21 protein-coding genes and 1 other annotated feature are annotated in these 26,487 nt (G+C 68.6%); of the genes, 12 read left to right on the forward strand and 9 right to left on the reverse strand.

The genetic code is table 11. From position 1 onward, the window contains the following. Position 1 precedes the first annotated feature (1 nt). Entirely contained in the window at positions 2-703 is a 702-nt protein-coding gene (modB, locus tag OWC43_RS13035) for a molybdate ABC transporter permease subunit (RefSeq protein WP_393956967.1), read from the forward strand. Between the two features lie 17 nt (positions 704-720). Here modB and OWC43_RS13040 read toward each other — a convergent pair whose 3' ends face one another. Beyond that, entirely contained in the window at positions 721-1,377 is a 657-nt protein-coding gene (locus OWC43_RS13040; protein ID WP_393956968.1) for a glutathione S-transferase, read from the reverse strand. 57 nt (positions 1,378-1,434) lie between these two features. Here OWC43_RS13040 and modC point away from each other — a divergent pair, with 57 nt between their 5' ends. From modC to OWC43_RS13060, 4 genes are all read left to right on the forward strand, one after another. Further along, positions 1,435-2,541, forward strand: coding sequence for a molybdenum ABC transporter ATP-binding protein (gene modC, locus OWC43_RS13045; RefSeq protein WP_393956969.1), 1,107 nt, complete (start codon positions 1,435-1,437; stop codon positions 2,539-2,541). A 78-nt stretch (positions 2,542-2,619) separates the two neighbouring features. Further along, positions 2,620-3,099 carry a TerB family tellurite resistance protein gene (locus OWC43_RS13050; protein WP_137829178.1) on the forward strand — a complete coding sequence of 160 codons (480 nt, stop codon included), beginning with the start codon at positions 2,620-2,622 and terminating at the stop codon, positions 3,097-3,099. A gap of 43 nt (positions 3,100-3,142) precedes the next feature. Further along, entirely contained in the window at positions 3,143-3,544 is a 402-nt protein-coding gene (locus OWC43_RS13055) for a CidA/LrgA family protein (RefSeq protein WP_393956970.1), read from the forward strand. Continuing rightward, a complete protein-coding gene (locus tag OWC43_RS13060; protein WP_393956971.1) occupies positions 3,541-4,257 on the forward strand; it encodes an LrgB family protein in 717 nt (238 codons plus the stop codon). Before OWC43_RS13055 ends, OWC43_RS13060 begins: the two co-directional genes overlap by 4 nt. Before the next feature lie 23 nt (positions 4,258-4,280). Here the strand turns inward: OWC43_RS13060 and OWC43_RS13065 are convergent, their stop codons facing one another. Further along, complete coding sequence (locus OWC43_RS13065; protein WP_393956972.1) at positions 4,281-5,489, reverse strand: Fic family protein; 1,209 nt, start codon at positions 5,487-5,489, stop codon at positions 4,281-4,283. 204 nt (positions 5,490-5,693) lie between these two features. Further along, positions 5,694-5,749: a sequence feature (sul1 is cis-regulatory element that is thought to sense ions involved in sulfur or methionine metabolism; They are found in Alphaproteobacteria), on the forward strand. A gap of 64 nt (positions 5,750-5,813) precedes the next feature. Between OWC43_RS13065 and OWC43_RS13070 the strand changes: the two genes are divergently transcribed. Further along, the gene (locus tag OWC43_RS13070; RefSeq protein WP_137829181.1) at positions 5,814-7,292 is read left to right on the forward strand and encodes a SulP family inorganic anion transporter; all 1,479 of its coding nucleotides are present in this window, start codon (positions 5,814-5,816) and stop codon (positions 7,290-7,292) included. A 90-nt stretch (positions 7,293-7,382) separates the two neighbouring features. Here OWC43_RS13070 and OWC43_RS13075 read toward each other — a convergent pair whose 3' ends face one another. The 6 genes from OWC43_RS13075 to lptF all read right to left on the reverse strand — a co-directional run bounded on the left by OWC43_RS13075 (position 7,383) and on the right by lptF (position 18,702). Beyond that, positions 7,383-11,087 (reverse strand): cadherin-like domain-containing protein, encoded by a 3,705-nt coding sequence (locus OWC43_RS13075; RefSeq protein ID WP_393956973.1) that lies wholly within the window; start codon positions 11,085-11,087, stop codon positions 7,383-7,385. Positions 11,088-11,625: 538 nt separating this feature from the next. Beyond that, positions 11,626-12,498: a 16S rRNA (adenine(1518)-N(6)/adenine(1519)-N(6))-dimethyltransferase RsmA gene (gene rsmA, locus OWC43_RS13080; protein ID WP_393956974.1), complete on the reverse strand. Its 873-nt coding sequence runs from the start codon at positions 12,496-12,498 to the stop codon at positions 11,626-11,628. A gap of 16 nt (positions 12,499-12,514) precedes the next feature. Next, positions 12,515-13,555 (reverse strand): 4-hydroxythreonine-4-phosphate dehydrogenase PdxA, encoded by a 1,041-nt coding sequence (gene pdxA / locus OWC43_RS13085; RefSeq protein WP_137829184.1) that lies wholly within the window; start codon positions 13,553-13,555, stop codon positions 12,515-12,517. 196 nt (positions 13,556-13,751) lie between these two features. Continuing rightward, positions 13,752-16,355, reverse strand: a complete 2,604-nt coding sequence (locus OWC43_RS13090) for an LPS-assembly protein LptD (protein WP_393958553.1) — start codon at positions 16,353-16,355, stop codon at positions 13,752-13,754. 75 nt (positions 16,356-16,430) lie between these two features. Then, the gene (gene lptG, locus OWC43_RS13095; RefSeq protein ID WP_137829185.1) at positions 16,431-17,519 is read right to left on the reverse strand and encodes an LPS export ABC transporter permease LptG; all 1,089 of its coding nucleotides are present in this window, start codon (positions 17,517-17,519) and stop codon (positions 16,431-16,433) included. Between the two features lie 13 nt (positions 17,520-17,532). Beyond that, positions 17,533-18,702: an LPS export ABC transporter permease LptF gene (gene lptF, locus OWC43_RS13100; protein WP_393956975.1), complete on the reverse strand. Its 1,170-nt coding sequence runs from the start codon at positions 18,700-18,702 to the stop codon at positions 17,533-17,535. A 423-nt stretch (positions 18,703-19,125) separates the two neighbouring features. Between lptF and OWC43_RS13105 the strand changes: the two genes are divergently transcribed. The 6 genes from OWC43_RS13105 to OWC43_RS13130 all read left to right on the forward strand — a co-directional run bounded on the left by OWC43_RS13105 (position 19,126) and on the right by OWC43_RS13130 (position 25,398). Then, entirely contained in the window at positions 19,126-19,863 is a 738-nt protein-coding gene (locus tag OWC43_RS13105; RefSeq protein WP_393956976.1) for an RDD family protein, read from the forward strand. 127 nt (positions 19,864-19,990) lie between these two features. Beyond that, positions 19,991-20,401, forward strand: a complete 411-nt coding sequence (locus OWC43_RS13110; protein ID WP_393956977.1) for a hypothetical protein — start codon at positions 19,991-19,993, stop codon at positions 20,399-20,401. 466 nt (positions 20,402-20,867) lie between these two features. Beyond that, positions 20,868-22,358, forward strand: coding sequence for a leucyl aminopeptidase (locus tag OWC43_RS13115; RefSeq protein WP_393956978.1), 1,491 nt, complete (start codon positions 20,868-20,870; stop codon positions 22,356-22,358). A 10-nt stretch (positions 22,359-22,368) separates the two neighbouring features. Beyond that, entirely contained in the window at positions 22,369-23,118 is a 750-nt protein-coding gene (locus tag OWC43_RS13120) for a hypothetical protein (RefSeq protein ID WP_393956979.1), read from the forward strand. 76 nt (positions 23,119-23,194) lie between these two features. After that, positions 23,195-24,889: an AMP-binding protein gene (locus OWC43_RS13125; protein ID WP_393956980.1), complete on the forward strand. Its 1,695-nt coding sequence runs from the start codon at positions 23,195-23,197 to the stop codon at positions 24,887-24,889. 26 nt (positions 24,890-24,915) lie between these two features. After that, entirely contained in the window at positions 24,916-25,398 is a 483-nt protein-coding gene (locus OWC43_RS13130; RefSeq protein WP_393956981.1) for a hypothetical protein, read from the forward strand. A gap of 44 nt (positions 25,399-25,442) precedes the next feature. On the opposite strand, the gene OWC43_RS13135 is transcribed toward OWC43_RS13130, so the two are convergent. Beyond that, positions 25,443-26,213, reverse strand: a complete 771-nt coding sequence (locus OWC43_RS13135) for a DsbA family protein (protein ID WP_393956982.1) — start codon at positions 26,211-26,213, stop codon at positions 25,443-25,445. Between the last annotated feature and the right edge of the window lie 274 nt (positions 26,214-26,487).

Raw genomic sequence — 26,487 nt, forward strand, 5'->3', positions numbered from 1 at the left:
CGTGCTGAGCGGGCTCGGTCTCACCCCGGACGAGGTGACGGCGCTCTTCCTCTCCCTCAAGGTCGCGGCGGTAGCGACCCTGTGCAGCCTGCCGCTCGGCCTTCTCGTCGCGTGGCTGCTGGCGCGCCGGCGCTTTCCCGGCCACGCGCTGCTCGACGGGCTGGTGCATCTGCCGCTGATCCTCCCGCCGGTCGTGACCGGCTACCTGCTGCTGCTCGGCTTCGGGCGCAGGGGCGTGTTCGGCGCGTGGCTCGCGGAGATCGGCATCGTGTTCTCCTTCCGCTGGACCGGGGCGGCGCTCGCCTGCGCCGTGATGGGCTTTCCGCTGATGGTCCGGGCGATGCGGCTGTCGATCGAGGCCGTGGACGGCAAGCTGGAACAGGCGGCGGGCACCCTGGGAGCGTCACCGCCGCTGGTGTTTCTGCTCGTTACCCTACCGCTGAGCCTGCCCGGCTGCCTTGCCGGAGCGGTGCTGGCCTTCGCCAAGGCGATGGGCGAGTTCGGCGCGACGATCACCTTCGTCTCGAACATCCCCGGCGAGACCCAAACCCTGCCCTCGGCCATCTACACCCTGACCCAGGTGCCGGGCGGGGAGGGGGCCGCGCTCCGTCTCACCCTCGTCTCCGTGGCGGTCTCGATGCTGGCCCTGGTCGCGTCCGAATGGCTGGCGCGGCGCATGAGCCGGCGGCTGGGGGCGGCCTGATGCGGCGCGCATCGCGATCAGGCGTAGGCATAGGCTCCGCCCCGCGCGAGCGCGCGGCTATAGGCCGGGCGCGCATGGATGCGGGCAAGCCAATCCGTCACCCGCGGCCCCGCGCCGGTGCCGCGTGCGGCGAAGGCTTCGAGGGGGAAGCTCATCATGATGTCGGCCGCGGTGAAATCCGGCCCGCAGAAATAGGGGCGCTCGGCGAGCTCCGTTTCCCAATACGCTGCGTGCCGACGCAGCTCCGGATCGACGAAACCGTCCGTAACCTTCCCGGCGATCGCCCGAACCAGCGGACGGAGCAGGGCGGGGCTACCGGGAGCCAGCCGGGAGAAGACGAGTTTGAGGAGCAGCGGCGGCATCGCCGAGCCCTCAGCATAGTGAAGATAGTAGGTGTAGCGGGCGCGCTCCGCGCTGCCCTGCGCCGGCACCAAGGCACCGCCCGCCCGTTCGGTCAGGAATTCGACGATCGCCCCGGTCTCCGCGGCGATCCGGCCGTCCGCCTCGATCACGGGCGACTTGCCCAGGGGATGGATGGCGCGCAGCTCCCGCGGAGCCCGCATCGTCGCCGGGTCCCGCTCGTAGCGCTTCACCGTATAGGCGGTCCCGAGTTCTTCGAGCAGCCACAGCACCCGCTGCGAGCGGCTGTTCTCCAAGTGATGGACGGTGATCATCGGGTCTCCTCGTGTCCCGCCGACAACGCCGCAACCGCGCCGCGGAGCCCTTAGCCCGTGACGATCGACGTGGACGTCACGCTCCATCGCGCCACCTTCTCGCTGGAGGTCGCCTTCACGGCGGGCGCCGGGCTCACCGCCCTGTTCGGCCGCTCCGGCTCGGGCAAGACCACGGTGATCGACCTGATCGCCGGCCTCGCCCAACCGCAGCGGGGGCGCATCGTCGTCGACGGTACGGTCCTGCTCGATACGGATCGGGGCGTGCGGGTCCCGGTGCATCGCCGCCGGATCGGCTGCGTGTTCCAGGAGGCGCGGCTGCTGCCGCATCTTTCCGTTCGGCAGAATCTGCGCTTCGGCCGGCTCTTCTCCCGCGGACAGGGTGGCCCGTCGCTGGAGGCGGTGGCGGAGCTTCTCGGCATCGCGGCGCTGCTCGAGCGGCGCCCGGCCGGGCTGTCGGGGGGCGAGCGCCAGCGCGTCGCCATCGGCCGGGCCCTGCTGGCGCGCCCGCGGCTGCTGCTGATGGACGAACCGCTCTCGGCCCTCGACGAGGCCCGCAAGCGCGAGATCCTGCCCTATATCGAGCGACTGCGCGACGAGGCTGGGCTGCCGATCGTCTATGTCAGCCACTCGGTCGCCGAAGTCGCCCGCCTCGCCTCGACGGTGGTAGTCTTGGAGGGGGGCCGCGTCGTCGGCCAGGGATCGGTCGATGCGGTGCTGCGCCGGTCCGACCTGATCCCCGATGGCGCGGAGGCCGGCAGCGTGCTCGCCATGACGGTGACGACGCACGATCCCGACGCCGGCCTGACCCGGCTCGTCGGCCCGGCCGGCACGCTCGACGTGCCCCTCCTGGCGCTCCCCGTGGGCCGGCGGCTGAACCTGCGCCTGCCGGCCCGCGACGTCCTGCTGGCCACCGAGGCACCGCGCTCCTTGAGCGCCCGCAACGTGCTGCCCGGCCGCGTCGCGGGCCTGCGGGAGGAGGGCGCCGCCTGTCTCGTCGAGGTCGCCTGCGGGGAGGCGATCCTGCTCGCCCGGCTCACCCGCGCCTCGGCCCGCGATCTCGACCTCGCGGTCGGCCGGTCCGTCCACGCCATCGTCAAGAGCGTCGCCCTGGATGCGGGCCTCGCCCCCGGCCTGAGCGCCCCGGGCGGGCGCATCGAGATCTGACGCCGATCCGGGATCGATCCGCGGTCCGACGCGGCAACTCTCCCGCAGCGCGCTTGAATGGGCTACGAGCATTCCGTTATGGCCATGTTGTCCCGCCTTTTCGCCTACGCCTCCGCCGCCTTCGGCCTGCCGCCCGAGACCGAGCCGCCGCCGGACGGCAGCGAGGAGCACCTCGCCGCGACCGCGCTCCTCGTCCATGTCGCCCGCGCCGACGGGGTGCTCGACGCGGCCGAGTTCGAGCGGCTGGTCCGCCTCGTGCGCGGGCGCTACGCCGCCAGCGACGCGGAGGCGGCGGCGCTGATCGAGCGCGCCTCCGTCTTCGATGCGCAGACCCGCGACCTGACGAGCCTCGTCGAGCTGATCGGCGAGGACGGCGCCCCCGAGCAGCGCGAGCGGCTGCTTGCCATGGCCTGGTCGGTCGCGGGCGCCGACGGCACGGTGCACGAATTCGAGGAGGCGTTGGTCTGGCGGCTCGGCAAGCTCCTGGGCTTCGACGAGGACGGCATCCACGCCGCCCGGCGGCGCGCCCAGAGCGGCGGCGCGGCCGCCCTCGCCTGAGACCGGCGACGATGATCATGGCTCATCGCCGGGAGCGGGCGCGATGATCGTCGGCCTGACCCTGATCCTGCTGGCGCAGCTCCTCGGCGAGGCCTGCGCCCGCGCCGTCGGCGTGCCGGTGCCGGGACCGGTCATCGGCATGGCGCTGCTGCTGGCCTTTCTGGTTCTGCGCGACCGGTGGCGCCCGGCCTCCCATCGCCTGTTGCCGCCGCCCTTGGTCGATGGCGGGCTGGAGAACACGGCCAAGGGGCTGCTCGCCCATCTCTCGATCATGTTCGTGCCGGCCGCGGTGGGCATCGTCGGCAAGCTCGACGTCCTGGCGAGCCACGGGATCGCACTGGCCATCGTGCTGTGCCTCTCCGTGACTTTGACGCTCGTCACCACGGTGCTGACCTTCGTCGCGGTCTCGCGCCTGATGGCCCGGCGGAAGGCTGAAGCGCCATGAGCGGCGATTTCGCCCTCTGGGTCTATCTCAGCCGCACGCCGCTGCTGTGGCTGACGGTGACGCTGCTGGCCTATGCCGTGGCCGACCGGCTGTTTCAGGCCGCCGGGCGCCACCCCATCGCCAACCCAGTGATCCACTCGGTCTGGATGATCGCGCTGGTGCTCCTCGCCACCGGCACGCCCTATCCGACCTATTTTCAGGGCGCGCAGTTCGTCCATTTCCTGCTCAGTCCCGCCACCGTCGCCCTCGCCGTACCGCTCTACGAGCGTCGCGAGACGGTGATGCGCGCCTTGCTGCCGATGGGGGCCGCCCTCGTCGTCGGCTGCGTCACGGCGATGGGCTCGGCCCTCGTCTTCGCGACCCTCGCCGGCATCCCCTACGAGGTGATGCTGGCCATGGCCCCGAAATCGGTGACGACGGGCGTCGCCATGGGCATCGTCGAGGCGCTCGGCGGCGATCCGACCCTCGCCGCCGTGCTCGTGATGATGACCGGTATGGCCGGTGCCGTGATCGTCACGCCGCTGATGCGCCTGCTCCACATCGAGGACATGCGCGCCCGCGGCTTCGCGGCGGGGCTCGCCGCCCACGGCCTCGGCACGGCCCGCGCTTTTCAGGTCAGCGAGGTCGCCGGCACTTTCGCCGGCATCGCCATGGGACTGAACGCCTTCCTGACCGCCGTGCTGGTGCCGGTGGCGGTGAGCTTTTTGCGATAGGGGCGGGGTGTCCGAGCCGGCCCTCACGCCGTCGCGTCGTTGGGCCGCTCCGGTAAGGCCGGCTCCGCGCCGAACGGGCGATTGACGATGGTCAGCACCTCGCTCGCGACGAAGACGCGGTTGCGCTGGTAGCCGGTCCGCTCGCGCAAAATGTTGACCGCGACGAGTTGATCGACCGCTTGGCTCGCCTGGGCGGAGGAGACGTCAAGCAACTGACCGAGGCGCTTCACCGTCAGCACCGGATGATTGGTCAGCACGTCGAGCGCGCGCGTCGAGGCCGCATTCTTCCGGAACTTGCGCCGTCCGATCCATTCGCCCTGGAGGCGCTTCAGGGCGCGGCGGGTGACCATGAGTTCATCGACGGTGCCAATGACGGCGTCGGCGAGGAAGCCGACGATTCCGGCCCATTCGAGCTGTTGCTGCGCGCCCTTCAGGGCGGCGTAATATTCGTCCTTGTGCGCGTCGATATAGGACGAGAGATAGAGTGGCACGGTGCCGTCCGCGGCCATCATGATCGGCAGCAGCAGGCGCCCGACGCGCCCATTGCCGTCGCGGAACGGGTGTACAGCTTCGAAATGAGCGTGCGCCACCGCCATTCGGGTGACAAGGTTCTGGTGGACGGCCTGCAGACCCTCGTTGCGCAGGTAATCGATCGTATCGAGCAGGCAATCGCGGACACGGTCGGGCGGGGGCGGATTCCAGGTCGAGTAGGCGATGTGGCCGCCCCCGCCTATCCAGACCACCGTCTGGCGGAGTTTGCCGGGGACATCTCTGTAGTCGCTATCCGATCGCATCGCTTCAGCATGGAGGCGCTGAATCATGTCCAGCGTGAAGATCGCGGGGCCGCGCGCCTGCGCCTCGGGAACAAGGCGGTCGAGCAGGACAGCGTAGTCGCGCACCTGCCTCACCTGTGAACGCGCATCCTCGTCCTCGGCGTCCTCGACCGCGAGGAGTTCGTCGAGGGTACTGTTCGTGCCCTCGATGGCGGACGAACTGATCGCTTCCTGGCGCTTGAGGATGCGGCTGATCTGGAAGTGGTCCTCCATGTCCTCGGCCAGCGCCTGCACGCGCCCGATTGCCTGGCTCGCCCGGCTGAGCCGGGACAGCACCTCCGTCAGAGCGATCCCGGCCTCCGGCGGGCGCGCCGGAACGACGCCGTAATGGCTGGCGTGGGGGGGTGGAAGGCGGACGAGCCGTTCTCTCACGGCATGGACGAGGTGATCGCGCTTCACGAAAAACCCATCACAAGGGCCGGACCGATCGATCCATAGGCCGGCTTTTTGCAAAAACCCATAACAAGGATGCGGAATGCCGGTCCTTGCAAAGGGTTTTCCAGCGGCGCGCCATTGGCGAGCCTGGGACATCCCGGCCGGGGCGCATACCGGTTTTCGCCGTGTTGCACCGCAGCACCTGACGTTCTAGAAGCGAGGAACTCGCCTGGACCCGGTGCAAGCCCGGGTGGCTCTTCCGGCCGCCGATCCGCCGGATCACGCATTCGAGACGCCTCCATCGCCCCGCCTCCTGTGCGGCGCCGCGTCCCCCTGCGGAATTTTCTCATGTCCCCTGTCAAGAACGCCGCCCGCGCGTGGCTCGGCTCGCCTTGGGCCGACACGCTGTCGGGCATCGTCGTCGCCCTCGCCCTGATCCCGGAGGCAATCGGCTTCTCGGTGATCGCCGGGGTCGATCCGAAGGTCGGCCTCTACGCCTCCGTCGTCATCGCCATCGTCATCGCCTTCGCGGGCGGGCGACCGGCCATGATCTCGGCCGCCACCGCCGCGACCGCCGTGGTGATGGTCGATCTCGTGCGCGATCACGGCGTGTCCTACCTGTTCGCCGCCACGCTCCTGATGGGCGTGATCCAGATCGCGGCCGGCCTGATGCGGCTCGGGCGGCTGATGCGCTTCGTCTCGCGCTCGGTGATGACCGGTTTCGTCAACGCGCTCGCGATCCTGATCTTCCTGGCGCAATGGCCGGAACTGATCGGCGTCAGTCCGGCCACCTACGGGCTGATCGCGCTCGGGCTCGCCATCATCTACGGCGTCCCCCGGATCACCCGCGCGGTGCCCTCGCCGCTGGTCGCGATCGTGGTCCTGACCGGGCTCACCGCCTGGCTCGGGCTCGACGTGCGCACCGTCGCCCATCTCGGCGCCCTGCCGACGGCGCTGCCGTCCTTCGCGCTGCCCGACGTGCCGCTCACCTTCGAGACCCTGCGGATCATCCTGCCCTACGCGCTCACGCTCGCGGCGGTCGGCCTCCTGGAGAGCCTGCTCACGGCGCAGATCGTCGACGACATGACCGACACCGGCAGTTCCAAGAACCGCGAATGCGTCGGACAGGGGCTCGCCAACATGGCCTCGGCGGCGTTCGGCGGCATGGGCGGCTGCGCCATGATCGGGCAATCGGTCATCAACGTCTCCTCGGGGGCCCGTGGCCGGCTCTCGACGCTGGTGGCTGGCGCCTTCCTGCTGGTGCTGCTGGTGCTGTTGCAGGATCTGCTCGCCATCGTGCCGGTCGCGGCCCTGACGGCGGTGATGATCATGGTCTCGCTCAACACCTTCTCCTGGCGCTCGCTCCTCGAACTGCGCACCAACCCGCTGCCGTCCTCCCTGGTGATGCTGGCCACCGTGGCCGTCGTGGTCGCGACCCGGGATCTGGCGATCGGCGTGCTGGTGGGCGTGCTGCTGTCGGGGGTGTTCTTCGCCGGCAAGGTCTCGCGGATGGCCCGCGTCACGTCCGAACTCGCGCCGGACGGGCGCACCCGGACCTACCGGGTCAGCGGACAGGTTTTCTTCGCCTCGGCCGGTGCCTTCACCGAGGCGCTCGACGCCCGCGAGCCGGTGGATCACCTCGTCATCGATGTGCACGCGGCCCATTTCTGGGACATCTCGGCGGTGGGCGCCCTCGACCGGGTCGTCATGAAGGCGCGCCGCCAGGGAATGACCGTCGAGGTGATCGGCCTCAACGAGGCCAGCGCGACGCTGGTCGAGCGCTTCGGCCGGCACGACAAGCCCGGAGCCTCGCTGCCCGCCCATTGAGGCGACGGCATCGACGCGGTCGGCCCGAGGCACACGCTCGGGCCCTCGACGGGGCGGAGAGGTGGAGGCCGGCGGGTCTGCGCCGGCCCGTCACAGAATGTGGATATCGCTGGCGTGAAGGTCGGCCAGCAGCATGTTCTTGAGGGTCAGGACATGGTCCCGGTCGTAGGCGATGGTCACGTCGCCGCCGGATTGCGCGGCGCGGCCGAGCACGGCCTCGGCGCTGCCGAAGACCGCGCGGTCGAATTCGAGGAGGTCGGCGCCCGCCGTGAAGTCGGTGATGCTGGTCTTCCCGAAGGTCGGCGCATCGAACACGAAGGTGTCCCGTCCGGTGCCGCCGGTGAGCGTGTCGCCGCCGCCGAGCCCGAGGATGATGTCGTCGCCGCCGCGTCCGTCCAGCGTCTCGGCGCGCGCGCTGCCCACCACGAGATCGTTGGCGCCCTGGCGCCCGTTGAGCGAGGTGTAGAAGCTATGGGTCGCGGCTTGGCCGGGGGCCAAGTCGCCGAACTTGATGGTGAGCGAGATGCCGACGTCGTCGTGGGCGCCGTTCGGGTCCCGCGGCGTGTCGTAGACGTTCGGGAGATAGGCGTCGTGGTTGTAGAAGCCATCGCTCGACGCCCGCGCCGCCTTGTCGAAGGCGACGAGATTGACCGACACGCCGGAATTCGGGCCGTAGGCCTGGACGACCGCGACGCCGCCCTGGTCCGTTGGGTTCGACAGGACGTCGTTGTCGGTGGCGAAATCGCCGTAACGGATCGCGTCCTGATCGGGATCGAAGCTGCGCAGGAAGCGGGCATCCGCCATCGTCGTGGCGCTGGTGTTCGTGAGCGTGACCGTGGTGCGGAAATAGGTGGCGTTCGGGTCGAGATCGATCACCTGGGTGAGCTTCAGGCCATCCGCGGTGGTGCCGATCGTCGTCGCCTGGAGCCGCCCGCCGCTCGACGTGTCGGTGGTCGTCGCCTCGAACTGGATATTGTTCGTGCGTTCGGAATTGGCGAAGCTCTGGCCGTCATGGGCGATGACGATGGCGTCCTCGGGCGTGCCGGGAATCGTGACGTCGTTGGAGGTGGTGTCCGCACCGGTGTCCCAGCCGTCGTCGTCGATCACGAAGGACAGCTGCCGCCCACCGCCCGCCTGAGGGTGGAACCCCTCCGGTGCGTCGGATTTCGAGCCGAGCGAACCGTGCTGGGCGACGCCGATCTCCATATAGGCGCCCTGCAGGAACACATCTCCGTCGATGGCCTGATGGCCGGCCCGGCCCACGATCACGTCGACGGTCGCCTGCGCGGTCAGGCCATCGGCGTCGCGGATCGTGTAGGTGAAGCTGTCGGGGCCGGTGAAGCCCGCCTTCGGCGTATAGGTGACCGTGCCGTCGGGGTTCAGCACCGCCGCGCCGTGACCGGGCTCGCCGACCGCGCCGAGGGTGACGGCGCCGCCGTCGGGATCGGCATCGTTGGCAAGCACCGAGATCGTGACCGCGTTGCCGGCCTCGACGAAGGCGTTGTCGTCGCGCGCCTCCGGCGCGTCCGGGCGCGCCACCACCGCGACCTCGCGGATCACCGGTACGCTCGTCAGCCCATCGGTATCGACCACCGTGATCGAGACCGTTCGCGGCGCCTCGGATGGAGCGTCGCTGCCATTGGCGTAGGTGAGCGAGACCAGCGCCTTCGCGTAATCGGCAAGGCTCGCTTGGCCCGAGAGCGTCAGAACGCCGGTGAAGGAATCGTACGCGGCGCGGATCGGGCCGCCCTCGGTCAGGCTGACGGCGAGCGCATCCTCGCCGGCCCGGAAATTCCCGGTGATCCGTATGGTGGCGGAGCTCAGGCTGGTGCCGTCGGCGTCCCGGATCGTCAGACCCTCGGCGAGGAGGAGCGGCGCGGCATCCTCCCGGTAGCTCGCCTCTCCGCCCGGTAGGATCAGGACCGGGGGCGCCTCGACCTCGATCAGCGTGAAGGTCGCGGTCTGGTCACAGGAGCCCCCATGGCCGTCGGTGATGCGATAGCTCAGGGTGACCGTGCCGTGGGACTGCGCATCCGACTCGTAGCGGTATTGCCCGTCGCCGAGATCGACGATCCGCCCGCCGCCGCTCGCTACGGCGAGATCGGCGATGCCGAGGGTGTCGCCGTCGAGATCGGTGGCGCCCGCGCGGAGATCGGCGGCGCTCATCGCGCGAGGCTCGCCCGCCCGGCTCTCGGCGAGCACGAGCGGACGGCCGGATGTCGGCGCGTCGTTGCGCCCGGTCACATCGATCGTGAAGACGGTGTGCAGGAGCGCCCCGTTCGGGCCGCCGACGGTGACGCTGAAGGCGTCGGTGCCGACCCGCCCCTCGGAGAGGAAGGCCGCCCGATCGGCGGTGTAGGAATAGGTCCCGTCCGCGTGCAGGACGAGATCGCCGTAGGCACCCCGGAGCGACAGGCTGCCGCCGGAGAGCGGGGTGTCGGCTCCGTCCGGCCCCGTCCCGGCGCGGGCGGCGAGCACGCTGAGCGCGGCGGAGCCGGACACGGAACCCGAGCCGAGCAGGCCCCGGGCCGGATCGGTCGCGGTAAGGGCGGCGTCCTGCAACACCGGCACGGTCTGCGGCAGCACCGCCAAGGGCGGCGTCTCGCGATCCGGCTCGCCCGGCGGCGGGCCGCGGCCATCGCGATCCGGCCCGTCTTGGCCGGGCGTTCCGTTGCCGGGGGGCTCGTTCCCGCCAGGGCCGGGCGTGAAGGGTCCGCGATTGGGCTGCAGCGTGTCGGGCGGGTTGCGCGGCCCGGTCGCGTCCGGGCCGCCATCGGGCCCGTCCGGCAACGTGTTGGGCGGAACGCCCGAACCGGGCCCGCCACCGGGCGGCCCCTGGAACACCGGCAGTCGCGGCGATTCGGCAATGGTCTTGAACAGCGACTGGACGAGGTCCTTCTCCTCGGCGATCTCCGCGAGGGTCTTCTGCACGGTCTCGATCCGCGGCTCGCGCCCGCCTTCCGGATGGACGGTGGTGGCGACGCTCGGGTCGGAGACCGTGAACAGGATCTTGGAGGGATCGTTGCGGTCATAGACCTCGAAGCGACCGACCGTCCCATCGGGCTCGGTCATCACCGAGAAGCGGGTATCGCCGCCATTCGCCTCGATCTGGACATGCACCGCGGTGCCGCGAATGCCCATGGTGGCCACGGGCGTGCCGACCTTCATGTCACCGGTCTTGGCGACCTTGCCGGCCACGAACGAGATCGTGCCCTGGACGAGGTCGAACAGGGCCGAGTTGCCGGTGCCGCCCTCGGCATAGACCATGCCGTTCAGCACCATCCGTGCGTCGGCGGCGAGATTGAACAGGGTGCCGTCGAGGAAGGACACGGCGAGCGAGGAGTCACGGCCGGTCTGGAGCGCGTCGTTCTTGTAGACGAGGTCGCCGACCCGGAGCGAGACGCTGACGCCGTTGCGGATGACGGTCGCGGTGCCGGTCAAGGTCTGGACCCGGCCGATCGGCCCGGCGGGCTCCGGCGCACCGGCCTGCGCCACCTGCTCGCCGTGCGGGTGCAGGCTCAAGGCCGCGATCGCCGTCTCGCTCAGAGCGGCGCCATTGGGCGCCTCCAACCGCGGGCGCAGCTCGACGGCGAAGTAATCGTGCACGATCACGCGGTGGAAGCCGTCACCGATCACGAGATCGGCGCCGACGCGCGTGAACTCACCCTTGAACAGCAGGGCGGCATCGTCGAGGCGGAGCGTACCGCCCGATGAGGCCTCGTAGACGCGCGTGGAGAACAGCCCGCCATAGGACGAGCCGGACGCCGGCGCCGGAATATCGTCAAACACTCTCACGGCCGATCACGTCCCGTACGAACAGGCGCGCCCTTGGTCAGCAACGGTCGCGCGCCGCTGCGCATTCCAACGAGACGATCGTCGGTTCATCGAAGAAATGCGCGACACAACAGAACCCTAAAGGCGCTGACCCGACACGGTCAGGTCACGCACGTCTCTAGAGACTGAGCAGCGACATAGGGGTGCGCCCTCTCACCAGGCAAACACTCCAGACCTAAGACGTCGGCACGAGGCCAATCGTATCGCCCGCGATCGGATTGTCCGTGAAACCTTCTATGATCATCACATCGGCCCCTGTGAAACGTAGACGTCTGGCGCGTCCTCGCTCGACCATCGTCCGAAACAGAACCGATATTCAAGAAGAAATGCAGATCCGGTATCGAATCCTTGCGGATGGATAGACGAAGCAGGCGCCGGCCCGATGCAACCCGTGCGAATACGGATTCCGACCACAGACCCGCAGCACAGCTGCCGAGACCCTAGGAAAAAGACAGATATACGAGCGCTTTAACGCGCAGAGGCCGTCCGGCGCCGGGCCCTATGGACGTTCCGCGAGGGCGCGGGCGAGGGCGACGAAGCCTTCGACCGGGATCTCTTCCGCCCGCGCCGTCTCCGGCAGGCCAACGGCGGCCAGCAATGCGGCGGGATCAGCGGTGGCGCCCTTGAGACTCTGGCGCAGCATCTTGCGCCGCTGGCCGAAGGCCGCGCGGGTCACACGCTCCAGATCGGCGATCCGGCAGGGCAGGGGCTCCGATCGCGGGCGCAGATGGACCACGCTGGAGGTGACCTTGGGCGGGGGCACGAAGGCGGAGGGGGCCACGTCGAACAGGATCGTCGCCTGGGTGCGCCAGCCGCAGAGCACACCGAGACGCCCGTAATTCGCCCGGTCGCCCTCGTCGGCGACGATGCGCTCGGCCACCTCGCGCTGGAACATCAGCACCGCCGAATCCCACCAGGGCGGCCACGCCTCGTCGTGATGGTCGGCCCCGAGCCAGCCGGTCAGCAGGGGCGTCGCGACATTGTAGGGAAGGTTCGCGACGATCCGCGCCGGTCCATCGCCGATCAGCGGCCGCGGATCGAAGCCGAGCGCGTCCGTCTCGACCACGTCGAGGCGGCCGGGATAATGCGCGGCGATCTCGGCGAGCGCGGGCAGGGCCCGCGGGTCGCGCTCGATGGCGATGACGCGCCGGGCGCCCGCCGCCAGCAGCGCCCGGGTCAGCCCGCCGGGCCCGGGGCCGACCTCGACCACGGTGACGCCGTCGAGCGAGCCGGCGCCGCGGGCGATCCGACCGGTGAGGTTGAGATCGAACAGGAAGTTCTGGCCCAGCGCCTTCTTCGGCTCCAGGCCGTGGCGGCGCACGACCTCCCGCAGGGGCGGCAGGCCATCGGCGCTGACGGATTCGGTCGTCATCGATATCCCAGGACGATCAGGCGCGGGCGGGAAAGGGGGTGACGTTGCTCGCCGCCAGCCGCCGCGCCAGCCTGAGCGCCGCGATCAGGCTGTCGGGCCGGGCCACGCCCTGGCCGGCGATGTCGAAGGCGGTGCCGTGATCGGGGGAGGTGCGCACGAAGGGCAGGCCCAGCGTCACGTTCACGCCCTCGTCGAAGGCGAGCGTCTTGATCGGGATCAGGGCTTGGTCGTGGGTCGGGCAGAGGGCCACGTCGTAGGTCGCCCGCGCCCGCTCGTGGAACAGGGTGTCGGCGGGCAACGGGCCCCGGATGTCGATGCCCTCGGCGCGCAGGGCCGCGACGGCAGGGGCCAGCACGTCGCGATCCTCGGTCCCCATGGTGCCCGCCTCCCCGGCATGGGGATTGAGTCCCGACAGGACGAGGCGCGGCTTTTCGTATCCGAAGCGGGCGCGCAAGTCGGCCTCGACGATGCGGGCGGTGCGCTCTACGAGACCTTGCGTCAGCAAGTCCGGCACCTGCCGCAGGGCCACGTGAATCGTCACCGGCACCACGCTGAGCGTCTCGCTCCAGATCAGCATCACCGGCAGGGGCGCGGCACGCCCCGGCCCAGCGGCGAGGGCTGCCAGAAACTCGGTATGACCGGGATGGGCGAAGCCGACCTTGGTCAGCACGAACTTGGCGATGGGATTGGTCACCACAGCCGAGGCGCGGCCGGACCGCACCAGATCGACCGCCGCAGTGATCGATTCGATGATCGCCCCGGCATTGGCGGAATCCGGCGCGCCGGGCGTTGCCGCGATGCGGGTCCCGCCCGGCAGCGGCAGCACCGGCAGGGCCTTCGGAAACACCTCGACGGCGTCCTCCGGCTCGACTTCGGCCACGGGGACGAACAGGCCGAGCCGGTGGGCGACGCGCTCCAGGAAGTCGGGATCGCCGATCAGCTGGAACGGCGGCACGCCGCGCTCCCCCCGCAACAGCCACGCGGCGAGGGCGAGTTCGGGGCCGATCCCGGAGGGATCGCCGAGGGTGAGGGCGAGGGGGCGTTCGTCGGACGGCATGGCGGGGCTTATACAGAGATCGACGCCGGTTGCCGACGCCGCCGCCTCGCATCCGCGCTCGGCATGCTGGTGGGGAGGAAACGGACGGCCTCGCGGCGGGGCGGGCGATCAAGTCGAGCGGCGGCCCGTCACGGCCGCCACCGCCCGCCGAACCGGAGCCCCTCGAACCCGGAGACGACCGCTGAGGAAGACGGCCTCAGCGCACCGCCGCGATACCGTCCGCGGTCGTCACCGTGCCGACATTCTGGCGCAGATCCGCCTCTCCCAGCGTCTTCAGCTCCAGCCGGAGCAGGAAGGTCTGGTTGCGCTCGCGCACGCCGATCGCGGTGGCGATCGGCGAGACGATGTAGTTGAGCGAGACCGTGGTGCACTCGTCCTGGTAACCGCCGCCGAGGCTCATGCCGGAGAGGTAGACGGCGCCGGGATTGCGGTAGACCGGCGCGGCGCCGACCGGGTTGGCGAGATAGGCGTTGTAGAGGTCGCCGAAGGTCTGACGCGTGTCGAGATAGTGGGTCAGATCGACCAGCGCCGAGCCGGTGAGGAACCAGTTCGGCGTGATCCGGTAGATCGCCGAGGCGGTCAGGCCCTCGCGGCGATGGGCGAAGCCGAGGGCGGGCTGGGCCTGGTAATACGAGTAGAACAGCGATGCCTCGAGGGGCAGGAACGGCGCGAAGCGCGCTGTGACGCCGGTCTCGAAGCGGTTGACGCCGAGATCGCCCTGGCCGAGCCGGAAGCGGCTGATGAAGCTGATGTTCTGATTGGGCGAGACCTGGGCGCGGCCGACGAAGTCGGAGCGGCGGTTCTCCAGGCCGGAATCGAGTCCGACATTGGCCAGGTCGCCGCGGCGGAACGAGTTCACGCCAGCCACCTGGATCGATTCGCCGAACATGACGTTCGCGTACCAACCCGACGGCGTCACGACGGAGTATTGGCCGCCGAGATTGGCCCGCACGCCGCCCTCGACCCGGTCGTAGCCGGAGAACTTGTCCCATTCGAACAGGGAGGTGTCGTCGAAGACGAGGCTCTGCGCGTCCTCGTTGGGCAGGCGCCCGATCCGGGTCTCGGAGGGCCGCGCGATCACCTGGGCGATCGGCTCCAGGGTGTGGACGCCGAGCGCGCCGAAATCGGCGACGAAGGGATAGCGGTAATCGATGCCGATCGCCGGCATGACGCGGCCGGAGAGGCCGTCATCGACGTTGGAGATGTTCGTCACGAACTGGTTCTGGAAGCCGGACAGGCTCGGATTGAGCGAGAACAGGTCGGTGCGCAGATAAGCGAACGGCGTGATGACCTGCCCGGCATCGTCGATAAAGCTGCGCCGCCAGGAGGCCTGGGCCGAGACGCGGGTGGTGGTCCCGCCCAATCCCCGCACGACGCACCGCTCCCGCACGAAGGTCGTGCAGGTCTCGTAGAGCGGGTAGCTCACGCCGTTATAGGTCGGGGTCAGAAGGTAGGTGCCGGAGCGCGGAACCCCCTGATAATCGGTCGCCTCGCGGGTCAGGCTGGTGACGTTGGCCTGGAAGCGCGCCTCGCCGCCGAGCTTGCCCGGACCGTCGATGCGCTTGTCGTAGTCGATCACCGGGGCGACGATCGGCTGCTCCTTCTGCCAGTCGAAGCTCGACAGGGCCTTGAAGTAGTAGCCGCGCGCCTCGAACCACGAGCGATCGCCCTGGCCGATGAGGTAGCCGGTCGAGACCGCCTCGCGGAAATAATCCGTGGTGATGTTCTGGTTGCGGATCCGGTAATTGTCGAGGAACCACTTGTCGGTCACGCCGACGAGATCCCAGCCGGTGCGCCAGCGCTCGTTGATGAAGAAGCGCCCGCGCGACTCGATCGAGCCGCGGAACTCGCGGTCGGCCGCTCCGAGCGGCCCCGGCAGGAAGGCCGAGGGCGTGGATTGGAAGATGCCCGACAGACGGACATTGTACGCGCCGTTGTCGAGCCGCTGGCGATACTCGGCCTGGCCCAGAACGCCCTGGCGGGTCAGGAAAGCTGGCGAGAGCGTCAGGTCGTAGCTCGGATCGAGATTGATGAAGAACGGTGTGGACAGGCCGGAGCCGAGCGCCGTCGAGGTGATGAAGCGCGGCGTGAGGAAGCCGGTCTTGCGCTTCACCGTCGGGTCGGCGGACTCGAAATAGGGCAGGTAGGCAACCGGGATTCCGGCCAGTTCGAGGGTCGAATCCTCGTAGCTGATCGTGTGGGTCTCGTTGTTGTGGATGATCTTGGCGGCCTTGATCTGCCACAGGGGCGGCTTGGCCGGATTGTCCTTGCAGGGCTCGCAGGCGGTGTAGGTGGCGTAGTCGAAGCTCGATTGCTCGCCCGCGATTCGCTCCGCCCGCGGGGCGGAGATGCGGGTGCGCACCACCTCGCCCTTCAGCTCGACGGTCTGCTGGATGCGCAGGGCATCGACGAAGCCGTTCTTGAAATCGTCGGTCAGCTCCATCCGGTCGCCGGTGACCAGCGCCCCGGTCTCGTCGGTCAGGCGCACATTGCCCTCGGCGAAGACCCGCGAGGAGCCCCGGTCGTAGCGGACCCGGTCGGCCTGGAGCGTGCGGGCGCCGTAATGCAGCTCGGCATTGCCACGGGCCGTCACCGTGTTGCGGTCGTTGTCGTAGATCAGCTCGTCCGCCTCGACGAGCAGGCGCTGATCCCCGGAATTCTGGCCCTTCGCCCCCGCGGACGGGCCGGCGAGGCGCTCCAGACCGGCCTGGGCGTGCACGCGCGGCGCGGCGAGCCCGAGGCCCGCCGTCATGAGCGCAGCCATCGAGACCGTGACAGCGATGTCGGCGACCTTACGCAACGCGCCACCCGTCTCCCATGCAGCCCCCTGCACGACGACCCCGTCCACCCGACGCTCCCTCAGGACAACCGCACATCAGCCGTCCTCCTGGTAGAGAAGCGTGAGCGTACCGAGGAGACTCCCTACCACGGCCGGGAACCACGCCGCCACCGTCGGCGCGACCATCCCCGACGCGCCCAGGCCCTCCATGACCTGCCGCGCGACGTACAGAACGAAGCCCGCCGCCACCCCACCGAGCACCAGCTTGCCGACCCCACCAAACCGGAAGAACCTTAAGGAAACCGTTGCCGCCACGAGAACCATCGCGAGGTAGAGCAGGGGGGTCGCGAGCAGGACATCGTACCGGAGGCGGTAGCGGGTGGCATCCAGCCCGGCCCGCTCGTGCCGCGCGATGGTCTCCGGCAGTTGCCAGAAGGGCACAGATTCCGGTGGGGTGAAGCGCTGACGGAGCTGGCTGAGATCGAGGGTCGAGGCGATCAGGTAGCTGTCGTGGCTCTCGGGGGGCGAATCCTTGGTGAGGACGCGCACATCCTGCAGCTCCCACCACCCGTCGTGCAGAATCGCACGCGCCGCCTCGATCTGGGCGGTGAAGACGCCGGAATCGTCGAACAGGAAGGCGGAGACGCCCGCGAGCGTGGTCGTCCCCTCGATTGCGGTCTCGGCGCGCAGGATCGCCTGCCCGTCGATGCTGCGCTGGCGGATCCAGAAATCCTTGCCGGTGCCCGCCTTGGTGGCCTTGGCGAAGATCTTCGCCTCGATCTCGCTGGAGCGCTGCTTGAGCGCCGCCGAGAGCGGATTGTAGGCGCCGATGGCGATGACGCCGATGGCCAGCGCCACGAAGGCCCCGGGCTGGAGGAATTGCCAGGCGGAGATGCCGGCGGCGCGCGCCACCACCAGCTCCAGCTTGCGCGAGAGCTGGAGCAGGGCGGTCATGGAGCCGAACAGGATCGCGAAGGGCAGCACGCTCTCGGCGACCGCCGGCGTGCGGTAGAGGGCCAGCTGCGCCATCAGGCCCGCGGAGGCACCCTGCGTGTCGCCCGCCCGGCGCAGCAATTCGACGAAGTCGAGGGTGTAGACGAGCGCGAACACCGTGACGAACACGCCGAGGATGGTGCGCGCGAATCGCCACGCGAAGTAGCGCCCGAGCGTCGGCCCGATCAGCATGGGGCGGCTCCCCTCAGGCCGATCCGGCCTGCGGACGCCGCCGCAGGGACGCGGTCATGGCGCGCCAGCGCCGGCCGAGCCGCTCGTTGACGCCGCGCACCCGGGCGCCGCCGAAGATCAGGAGGCAGGACAGGGCTATGGCCAGGAGCGGCGCGGCATAGACCGCCACCACCGCCCCGGGACTGCGCACGGCGGCGCTGCTCGCCGCGAAGCCCGCGATGCGCAGCACCACGACGGCGATCACGGCGCAGGCCACGGCGAGACCGCGCCCCTGGCGCGTGGTGCGCGGATCGCCGAGCGCGGCGAAGGCGATGAAGGCCAGCGCCAGCGGGTAGAGCCAGGCGGAGAGCCGGTCATGCAGTTCGGCGCGGAAGCGGCCCTTCTGGAACTGGTAGTAGTTCTCCGAATGATCGGGGAAGAGCAACGCCGTCGTCGAGCGCTCGCGCGGCTTGTAGACCACCTCGGCATCGGGCGGCGTGAAGGCGGCGAGATCGACGGCGTAGCGCTCGTAGCTCACGATCGAGGAATCGCGGCTGTCCTTCTGCTGCCGATGGATGCTGCCCTTCTCCAGCACGAGGTAGGTTTGCCCGTCCGCCTCGGCGACGCGCCCGCGCTCGGCCAGGTAGACCACCGCCTTTCCGGGCTCGCGCTTGTCCTGAATGAACAGGCCCTGCAGCGAACCGTCGGCACCGCGCTCGCGGAAATGGAAGGTGATGCCGCTGTCGAGGGCGGTGAACTGGCCCTCCTTGACGACGTTGGCGACGAAATCGCCCCGCACCCGGGTCAGCACGTCGCGCAATTCCTGGAAGGAGGACGGCATCACCTGGATCGTCAGGAAGGCGACGACGATGCTGACGGCGAGGGCGAGCGAGAAGAACGGCTTGAGCAGCCGGCGCGGCGCCATGCCGGCCGCCGACATCACGATCAGCTCGGAATCGCCGTTGAGCTTGTTCAGGGCGTAGACGCAGGCGATGAACAGTGCGACCGGGGCGATCACCGTGATCAGCGTCGGCAGCGACAACCCGGTGATGAACAGGAAGACGAGCAGCGTCTGGCCCTTGGCCGTCACGAGGTCGAGCTCGCGCAGGGCCTGCGTCACCCAGATCGTACCGGTGAGCCCGATCAGGCAGGCGAGGAAAGCTCCGAGCGCGATCCTGAATATGTAGCGCTCGATCTGGCTCATCCCGTGCCCTCGCCGCGCCCTCGCGCCGTTCCCCGCCCGCTCGGGCAAGTCACTCGCCCATAACCTCCACCGCCCGGCCTAGGAAAGCCGAGCACTCACACGCAGCCGGCTCGGAGGCGCCCGGAATACGGCTGTTTCGGGGCTGGGTGGCATGACCGGACGCCGAGAGGGCTCCGATCAAAACCCAATCTGCTTGCCCCTATGAAGGGCCAATGTGAGGGGCTTGCAGTCGTTTGACATCGCATCGGCGACGGGCACCGTCAGAAGCTTCTTCGATAGAACCACCGACACCATCGAGCCTCGACCTGCCGCCGGACACGACCGCGTTCAAATAGCCGAGAGTCACAACCAGAGCGATTGAAGGCCAATTGATTCGCAAACTATGCTCTCTCAACGCAGCAACATGTCCGCCGAACGAGAACCATGCCGGAACGTGCGGGCTTCTGGCGACGTGCCATCGCCTTCGTCATCGACGGTTTGATCGTCGGCCTCGCGCTGCAGAGCGTTGCGGTCATCGCGTTTCCGCTTTCGAACGCTCGCATCCAAGCCTCGTCGGGCATCGAGCGCGTTTCCTGTCGAAACCTGACGGCGCCGCCGCCCGGCATTGCAATCCCCAGCGACTTCGGCGCCAATTTCTCAAAGGATTGCCGCTGGAATATTCTGGGCTTCGATACGGCCCACACGATTACGGTGGGTCGGTTCACGCGTGACGGAATTATCACCAAAACAGCATCAGTGACTGTTTTCGCGGACGATCAGGGCTTACCCATTCGCGGCTTTTCCCTTGATATCTTACTTGGCCCGCTGTTTATTCTGCTGCGATTGTTATCCGACGGACGCAAGGGCAGTCCGGGGCGTCGTCTGTGCAAGGTGCGACTTCTGGCAGTCTCCGGTGGTGACGACGTTCCGCCGCCACGCGCAAAGCTGACGCTGCGCTACTTCGTCTTCGCCCTACCCGGCGCCCCAAGCTGGTTGCTGAGCTTCTATGCCGGACTTTATCCGAGCTTTGCCCTCCTCCAGGGGTCATTTGTGCTGATTCTCGTCGGTAGCAGTGCGCTGGCCGGGCTTGCTTTCATCTGGGCGCTCTTCGCGATCATCCGAGGAAGAGACGCTTTCTACGATGTCGCCGCAGGGACGACAGCTCGACGTGCAGTACAATAGGTATGGATAAAGGCAGCACTCAGGTTATTGCCCGGTCGAAAAGATGAATCGTGCTAAATGACCCTGGTATTCGACCCTGCCCAAGAAAATAAATGATTTTATCAAGACGGCAATCTGGGGAGATCCGATGCGCTTTTATTGGCTAACAGTCCTGATGCTTGTAGGCCTGACACCTATTGCTAAAGCACAAAGTACAGGCTTGATTGAGAAAGTCGCATTCGCTGGGCAGGTCCAACGCCTGGGCTACATCAATTCGATCAATCCTGATTGCAGTCCCACCGCACTTCCATCAGCCTCGCTCCTGCAAGCCCCTCGTTATGGCCGCGTCACATTCAAGCGCGGCCTCAATTATTCAAACTATCCACAAAACAATATTCGATCACAGTGCAATGCACGCCGTACCAATTCGCTGATGACTTATTATCAGCCATTCGTCGACGCCTATGCCGATGATTTTTTTACGATCGAATATGTTGATCAAAACGGCAATCCACGCCGCTTTCAATATCATGTCTCCATACGCTCAAAGATGCGCTGAAGCTTTGAGTTCGAGACAAGCTCGGCCTTGTCGACGAAGAGCAACCGTGATCGTCGTCCGCACCAAAGCGGCGGTCGGCCACCCATGTTCGCATCGGCGGCTTCGCCGACCTCGACAAACGGGAGTGAGCAGCAAGCTTCGCGGATGAACGCGATCAGTGATGCGTCGGGCTTGCAGCGATGCCGCGCGCCCATCCCATCAAGCCAGGCTGCGAGCCCTCAGGCATCCGCCGCCGCGTCTTCGGCGACCCGATCCCCGACCGCCTCGGGCTCGAGCCGGTCGAGGTGCTGCAGGCGCTGAACGGCGCTCAACATTGCACGGCAATTCCGTTTTCGACTGGCCGGGCAGTCTCATCGCCGCACCCCGCCCCGCGTTGCGTTCTCCGCCTCAGCGGCTACACAGGTCGCCGGCTTCACGCGCGGGGCGCGAGGGCCGCCGGAACGACGGGTGGAAAGCGAAGAGCATCATGGCCGGTGGGATCGAAATCGCCTTTGAGCCGCTGTCGTCGCAGGGTCGCGGGGGCGACCTCGTGGTGTTCGTGGGCGACGACCTCGCCCTGTCGGGAGCGGCGACGGAAGCCCTGGGCCGCCAGGGCGCCGATCTCGTGGCCCGCGCCGCTGCCAGCGAGCGCTTCAAGGGCAAGGCGCAATCGGCCCTGAGCCTGCCGGCCCCGGCCGGTGTCGAGGCCGACCGGCTCGTGGTGATCGGGCTCGGATCCGAGAAGGACCGGGCGAAGCTCGACTGGACGGTGCTCGGTGGCTTCACCGCCGGCAAGGTCGGCTCCCGGAAGGCCCGTATCCTGCTCGACTGGCCGGGCTATGGCGGCAGCGCCCGCGACGTGGCCGATTTCAGCCTCGGCGCCCGCCTGCGCAGCTACAGCTTCGACCGCTACAAGACCAAGAAGAAGGATGAGGACGAGGCGTCCGCCGCCCTGACCTTGCTGACCGCCGACGCGTCCGCGGCGCAGAATGCCGCCCAGGATGCCGCCGCGGTGGCCGAGGGCGTGATCCTGGCGCGCAACCTCGTCAACGAGCCGCCGAACGTCCTCTACCCCGAGGAATATGCCAAGCGCGTCTCGGAGCTGACGCGCCTCGGCGTCGAGGTCGAGATCCTCGACGTCGCGCAGATGAAGCAGATCGGCATGGGCGCGCTCCTGGCCGTGGCGCAGGGTTCGGCCCGCGAGCCGCGCGTGGCGATCATGCGCTGGAACGGCGGCGAGGCGAACGAGCCGCCCCTGGCGCTGATCGGCAAGGGCGTGGTGTTCGATTCCGGCGGCGTGTCGATCAAGTCGGCCGGCGGCATGGAGGATATGAAGGGCGACATGGGCGGCTCGGCCGCCGTCGTCGGCACGCTGCACGCGCTGGCCAGCCGCAAGGCCAAGGCGAACGTGATCGGCGCGATCGGCATCGTCGAGAACATGCCCGACGGCAATGCCTACCGCCCGTCCGACATCGTCACCTCGCTCTCGGGCCAGACGATCGAGGTCATCAACACCGATGCGGAAGGCCGCCTCGTGCTGGCCGATGTGCTCTGGCACATCCAGGCGACCTACAAGCCCAAGGCCATGATCGATCTGGCGACCCTTACCGGGGCGATCATCGTGGCGCTCGGCCAGGACATCGCCGGCCTGTTCTCCAACGACGACGACCTGTCCGCCAAGATCACGGCGGCCGGCGAGGCGGCGGGGGAGAAGGTGTGGCGGATGCCCCTCATCCCCGCCTACGACAAGGCGATCGATTCGAAATTCGCCGACATGAAGAACACCGGCGGGCGCCACGGCGGCGCGGCGACGGCGGCGGCCTTCCTCAAGCGCTACGTGAACGACGTGCCGTGGGCCCATCTCGATATCGCGGGCGTCGGCATGTCCTCCAGCCCGTCCGAGATCAATCGCAGCTGGGGCGCGGGCTGGGGTGTGCGCCTGCTCGACCGACTCGTGCGCGACAATTACGAGCGCTGAGCGCTCGCCCATGTCCATGCCCGCCGCCTGGATCGTCGCAGCAGCGCCGCTCGCGGCGGCGCTGCTGGCGCTCGCCACGGCCTACGCGACGGGCTTCGACCAGCGGACGGCGATGCCGCCGGACGTGGCCAGCCGCTTCTACGGCTTCTTTCTCGATCGCTACCCGCTCTTCGCCTTCGCCCTGGTCTACGGGCTCGCCCGCATCGTCGCCGTGGCCCTGGCGCCGGGACGGGCCTCGATCGTCCGCCGGCTGATCGGCGCCGCCCTCGGCCTTGCTTTGGTGCTGGGCGTCAGCCTGCACCCGACCTTCGGCGGATTGGTGCTGCGAGCGGGCTTCGGCACCGGCAGCGGCGCCTTCCTCAACGGCACGCCGATGCCCGTGTCCTACGCCCTCGGCGCGGCAGCGGCGGCGGGCCTGTTCGGAACCGCGATGGGCCTCGGTACGACCTTGACCGGCCGCCCTGGATACCCGGTCCGGCAGGGCCGCCTGCGGGCGCTGACGCTCGGTCTCGTCGGCGCGCTCGCCGCCTTCCTCGCGCTGTGGATCGGCGCCGGGCTGATCGGCGCGGGGCGGGATGCGGGCCTCGGTCCCTGGCCGCGCCGGCCGCTGGACGGCCACGACCTCGCCCTCGCCGCGATCCTGATCGTGGCCGCGAGCCTGCCGCACGTTCTGCTGGTGGCGTTCCGCCTTCGATCCCCGCGGCGCAACGGCGTCACGGCAGCGAGCGGCGGGTTGATCGCGCGCGCCGGAAACGCTTAAGCCTCATCGGAACAGCCGGAGCCGGCGCGAGCCCGGACCGGGAAAGCACCGTCTGTGACGGGCCGGGAGGATGAGAATGGCGGAGAACCGGAGCGTGGAGCGGCCCTGGCTGTCCGCCTACCCGCCGGGTATTCCCCACGACATTCAGACAGATGCGCTCGGAACGGTCATCGATCTGTTCGATCGCAGCGTGCTGCGCTTCGCCGAGCGGCCGGCCCTGACCTGCTTCGGTGCGACTCTGCGCTATCGGGAGGTCGGCGTGGCGGCCCAAGCCGTGGCGGCCTGGCTCGCCGCACACGGCTTCGGCCGGGGCGACCGTATCGCGGTCATGATGCCGAACGTTCCCGCCTGTCCGGTCACGCTGCTCGGCGTGCTCGTGGCGGGCTGCACGGTCGTCAACGTCAATCCGCTCTACACCCCGCGGGAGCTCGCCGCGCAGCTCAACGATTCCGGCGCCCGCGTCCTGTTCGTGCTGGAGAATTTCGGTCACACCGTCGAGAAGGCGCTCTCCGAGATGCCGAGTCTCAAGCTGGTCGTCGTGACGGGACCGGGGGACCTCCTCGGCCTGAAGGGCCGGATCGTCAACACCGTGTCGCGGCGGGTGAAGAAGGCCGTGCCGCCGTTCAGCCTTCCCTCCGCGCGCATGATGCGCTTCGAGGCGGTGCTGAAGGCCGGGCGCCGGCTCGAGCGGCCGGCAATCACCGTCGAACCCGGCGATCTCGCCTTCCTGCAATATACCGGCGGCACCACCGGCATCGCCAAGGCGGCGATGCTGACCCACGCCAATATCATGGCCAATGTAGAGCAGGGCCGGGTCTGGTTCCGCGGCTCGGAGGACGATCCGGATCCGAAGGTCGCGGTGACGGCTCTGCCGCTCTACCACATCTTCGCGCTCACCGCCTGTTTCTTCTTCTTCTTCCGGATCGGAGGCTGCTGTCTGCTGATCCCGAATCCGCGCGATATCGACGGCTTCGTGAAGACCCTGAGCCGGACGCGGTTCACCAACTTGGCGGGCGTCAACACGCTGTTCAACGCGCTGAACAACCATCCGAAGATCGCCAGCGTGGACTGGTCTCGGCTGACATACGTGGTCGGCGGCGGCATGGCGGTGCAATCGTCCGTCGCCGCCCGCTGGAAGGCGATCACCGGCCAGACTATCCTGGAGGGTTACGGACTGTCCGAGACCTCACCGGTGGTGAGCGCCAATCCCCTCGGCCTGAAGGATTGGTCCGGCACGATCGGCTTTCCCTTGCCCTCGACCGACGTGTCGATCCGCGGGGCGGACGGCTCCACCTTGCCCTACGGCGTACCCGGCGAACTCTGCGTGCGCGGCCCCCAGGTCATGGCCGGCTACTGGAACCGGCCGGAGGAGACGAGGGCCGCGATGACGGAGGACGGCTTCTTCCGTACCGGCGACGTCGCCGTGATGACGCCGGACGGGCAGATCCGCATCGTCGACCGGATGAAGGACATGATCCTGGTCTCGGGCTTCAACGTCTACCCGAACGAGGTCGAGGACGTGCTCGCCACCCATCCGGCGGTGGTGGAATGCGCCGTGGTGGGCGCGCCCTGCGAGGAGAGCGGCGAGATGGTCGTGGCCCACGTGGTGCTGCGGGATGCCGCTTGCAGCCACGACGCCCTCCGGGCCCATGCCCGTGCCGGTCTCACCGGCTACAAGGTGCCGCGCAAGTTCGTGGTGCAGCAGGCACTGCCCAAGACCAATGTCGGCAAGGTGCTGCGGCGGGCGTTGCGCGACGCACCGACGGCTTGAACGCCGCCGTGTTCGGGAAGAGTCTAATGGTCCTCGGAAGGTGGCTCGCCGCGGCGTTCCGCTTCTTCCGAACGGCCCTGGCGGTGCTTGGCCTGATCGTAATCGTCTCGGGCGCGGCCTGGATGCTTAGCAGATCCGATGCGCCGAGCGGGGCGCAGTGGGCCGACGCTTGGGTCGTCGAGAGCATTCCAGCTCCGGACAGGCGATACAAGGCCGTCGTCTTCAACGAGAACGGCGGCGGGGGAATCTCACCCTACTGCTTCGATTCAGTCTACGTGTCGAAGGGCGATCGTCCGGACGAACAGGCCTGGGACGACGCCAATCTCGTTGTGAACGGCGGCTGCGGCGTCCTCGTCGGCGAGTGGGGAGAAAGAATCCGCTGGACCTCGCCTACCGAGCTACGCATCGCCATCGATCCCACGGTCGGCTCACGCGGGATCGCCACCATGCGGCTCCACGGCTACGCCATGAGCGGACAGGTCAAGATCGTCTTCGCCGCGCGAAACTGACCTTGGGCAAGCCCGCGCCGACGATGGCGCGGGCAGGTGTCACATCAGCAGCTCGCGTGGCCGCAATGGCGGACGTCGTTGATGGTCTTGCGCATGGCGTCCACACCGACGGCGCCGGGCAGGATCTCGTCGCCGATGACGAAGGCGGGCGTGCCCGACAGGCTGAGTTTGTCGCCAAGGCCGACATTCTCCGCGAGGGCCGCCTTCACCTCCGGCCCCTGCGCGTCCTTCTTCAGCCGCTCGACATCGGCCCCGAGTTCCTTGCCCACCGCGAGCGCCTTCTCGGCGTTGATGCGGCCCTTGCTCTCCAGGAGCTTGGCGTGGAACTCGAACATCTTCTCGGGCTTCAGCTGGAGCTTGGCGGCGAGCGCCACCTTGCTGGCCTCCAGCGACTCGGCGCCGAGCACGGGGAAATCCTTCAGCACCACCCGGAGCTTCGGGTCGGACTTGATGAGCGCCTGCACATCGCCGAACGCCTTGCGGCAATAGCCGCAATTGTAGTCGAAGAACTCCACCACCGTGATGTCGCCCGCCGGGTTGCCGGCCACGATGCCGTGCGGCGAGTTGACGAGGGCCTCGCGCGAGTCCTTGAGCGCGGCGGCCTGGGCGAGGCGCTGCGTCTCCTGGGCCCGGCGCTCGCCCTCGGCAATCGCTTCTTGCAGCACGTCCGGATTCTTGACGAGGTAATCCTTGACGATCCCCTCGATCGCCTTGCGCTGGGCATCGGTGAAGGGGGCGGCCTCTTCCGCAACGGCCGGGCCGAGCAGGAAGATGCCGGCGAGCGCGAGGGCCGGAACGGAGCGGAACAGCTGCATCGATACCTCGATTGACGCGGGCCGCGCTCCGGCAGCGGAGGCGATCCTGGACATGGCGGCGCGCCGATTATGGCACGCGGGAGCGGCTTCGCCGATGCGACGTTTCCGGGCGCCTCCGCGCCGCTCCGTCCAACCCGTGCCCGCCCCGTGCGGCGTTTTCGCGGCGCACCCTCGCCGCGTCGCACCGAATTTTGATGACGATTACAGGCAAGGCGCGATGACCCGATTAGTGGAATCATAAGCTCCGGGCGCCACAAGTTCGTGATGAGCCGGC

Source organism: Methylorubrum sp. POS3 (assembly GCF_043352485.1).
Taxonomy (GTDB): domain Bacteria; phylum Pseudomonadota; class Alphaproteobacteria; order Rhizobiales; family Beijerinckiaceae; genus Methylobacterium; species Methylobacterium suomiense.

What these genes read in the sequence shown, in the direction of transcription:
- OWC43_RS13130 (WP_393956981.1), top strand. Translation starts at nt 24,916, where the DNA reads ATGGTCCTCGGAAGGTGGCTCGCCGCGGCGTTCCGCTTCTTCCGAACG.
- OWC43_RS13115 (WP_393956978.1), top strand. Translation starts at nt 20,868, where the DNA reads ATGGCCGGTGGGATCGAAATCGCCTTTGAGCCGCTGTCGTCGCAGGGT.
- OWC43_RS13040 (WP_393956968.1), bottom strand. Translation starts at nt 1,377, where the DNA reads ATGATCACCGTCCATCACTTGGAGAACAGCCGCTCGCAGCGGGTGCTG.
- OWC43_RS13135 (WP_393956982.1), bottom strand. Translation starts at nt 26,213, where the DNA reads ATGCAGCTGTTCCGCTCCGTTCCGGCCCTCGCGCTCGCCGGCATCTTC.
- OWC43_RS13060 (WP_393956971.1), top strand. Translation starts at nt 3,541, where the DNA reads ATGAGCGGCGATTTCGCCCTCTGGGTCTATCTCAGCCGCACGCCGCTG.
- OWC43_RS13110 (WP_393956977.1), top strand. Translation starts at nt 19,991, where the DNA reads ATGCGCTTTTATTGGCTAACAGTCCTGATGCTTGTAGGCCTGACACCT.
- lptG (WP_137829185.1), bottom strand. Translation starts at nt 17,519, where the DNA reads ATGCTGATCGGGCCGACGCTCGGGCGCTACTTCGCGTGGCGATTCGCG.
- OWC43_RS13070 (WP_137829181.1), top strand. Translation starts at nt 5,814, where the DNA reads ATGTCCCCTGTCAAGAACGCCGCCCGCGCGTGGCTCGGCTCGCCTTGG.
- lptF (WP_393956975.1), bottom strand. Translation starts at nt 18,702, where the DNA reads ATGAGCCAGATCGAGCGCTACATATTCAGGATCGCGCTCGGAGCTTTC.
- OWC43_RS13050 (WP_137829178.1), top strand. Translation starts at nt 2,620, where the DNA reads ATGGCCATGTTGTCCCGCCTTTTCGCCTACGCCTCCGCCGCCTTCGGC.
- OWC43_RS13105 (WP_393956976.1), top strand. Translation starts at nt 19,126, where the DNA reads ATGCCGGAACGTGCGGGCTTCTGGCGACGTGCCATCGCCTTCGTCATC.
- rsmA (WP_393956974.1), bottom strand. Translation starts at nt 12,498, where the DNA reads ATGACGACCGAATCCGTCAGCGCCGATGGCCTGCCGCCCCTGCGGGAG.
- pdxA (WP_137829184.1), bottom strand. Translation starts at nt 13,555, where the DNA reads ATGCCGTCCGACGAACGCCCCCTCGCCCTCACCCTCGGCGATCCCTCC.
- OWC43_RS13055 (WP_393956970.1), top strand. Translation starts at nt 3,143, where the DNA reads ATGATCGTCGGCCTGACCCTGATCCTGCTGGCGCAGCTCCTCGGCGAG.
- OWC43_RS13125 (WP_393956980.1), top strand. Translation starts at nt 23,195, where the DNA reads ATGGCGGAGAACCGGAGCGTGGAGCGGCCCTGGCTGTCCGCCTACCCG.
- OWC43_RS13120 (WP_393956979.1), top strand. Translation starts at nt 22,369, where the DNA reads ATGTCCATGCCCGCCGCCTGGATCGTCGCAGCAGCGCCGCTCGCGGCG.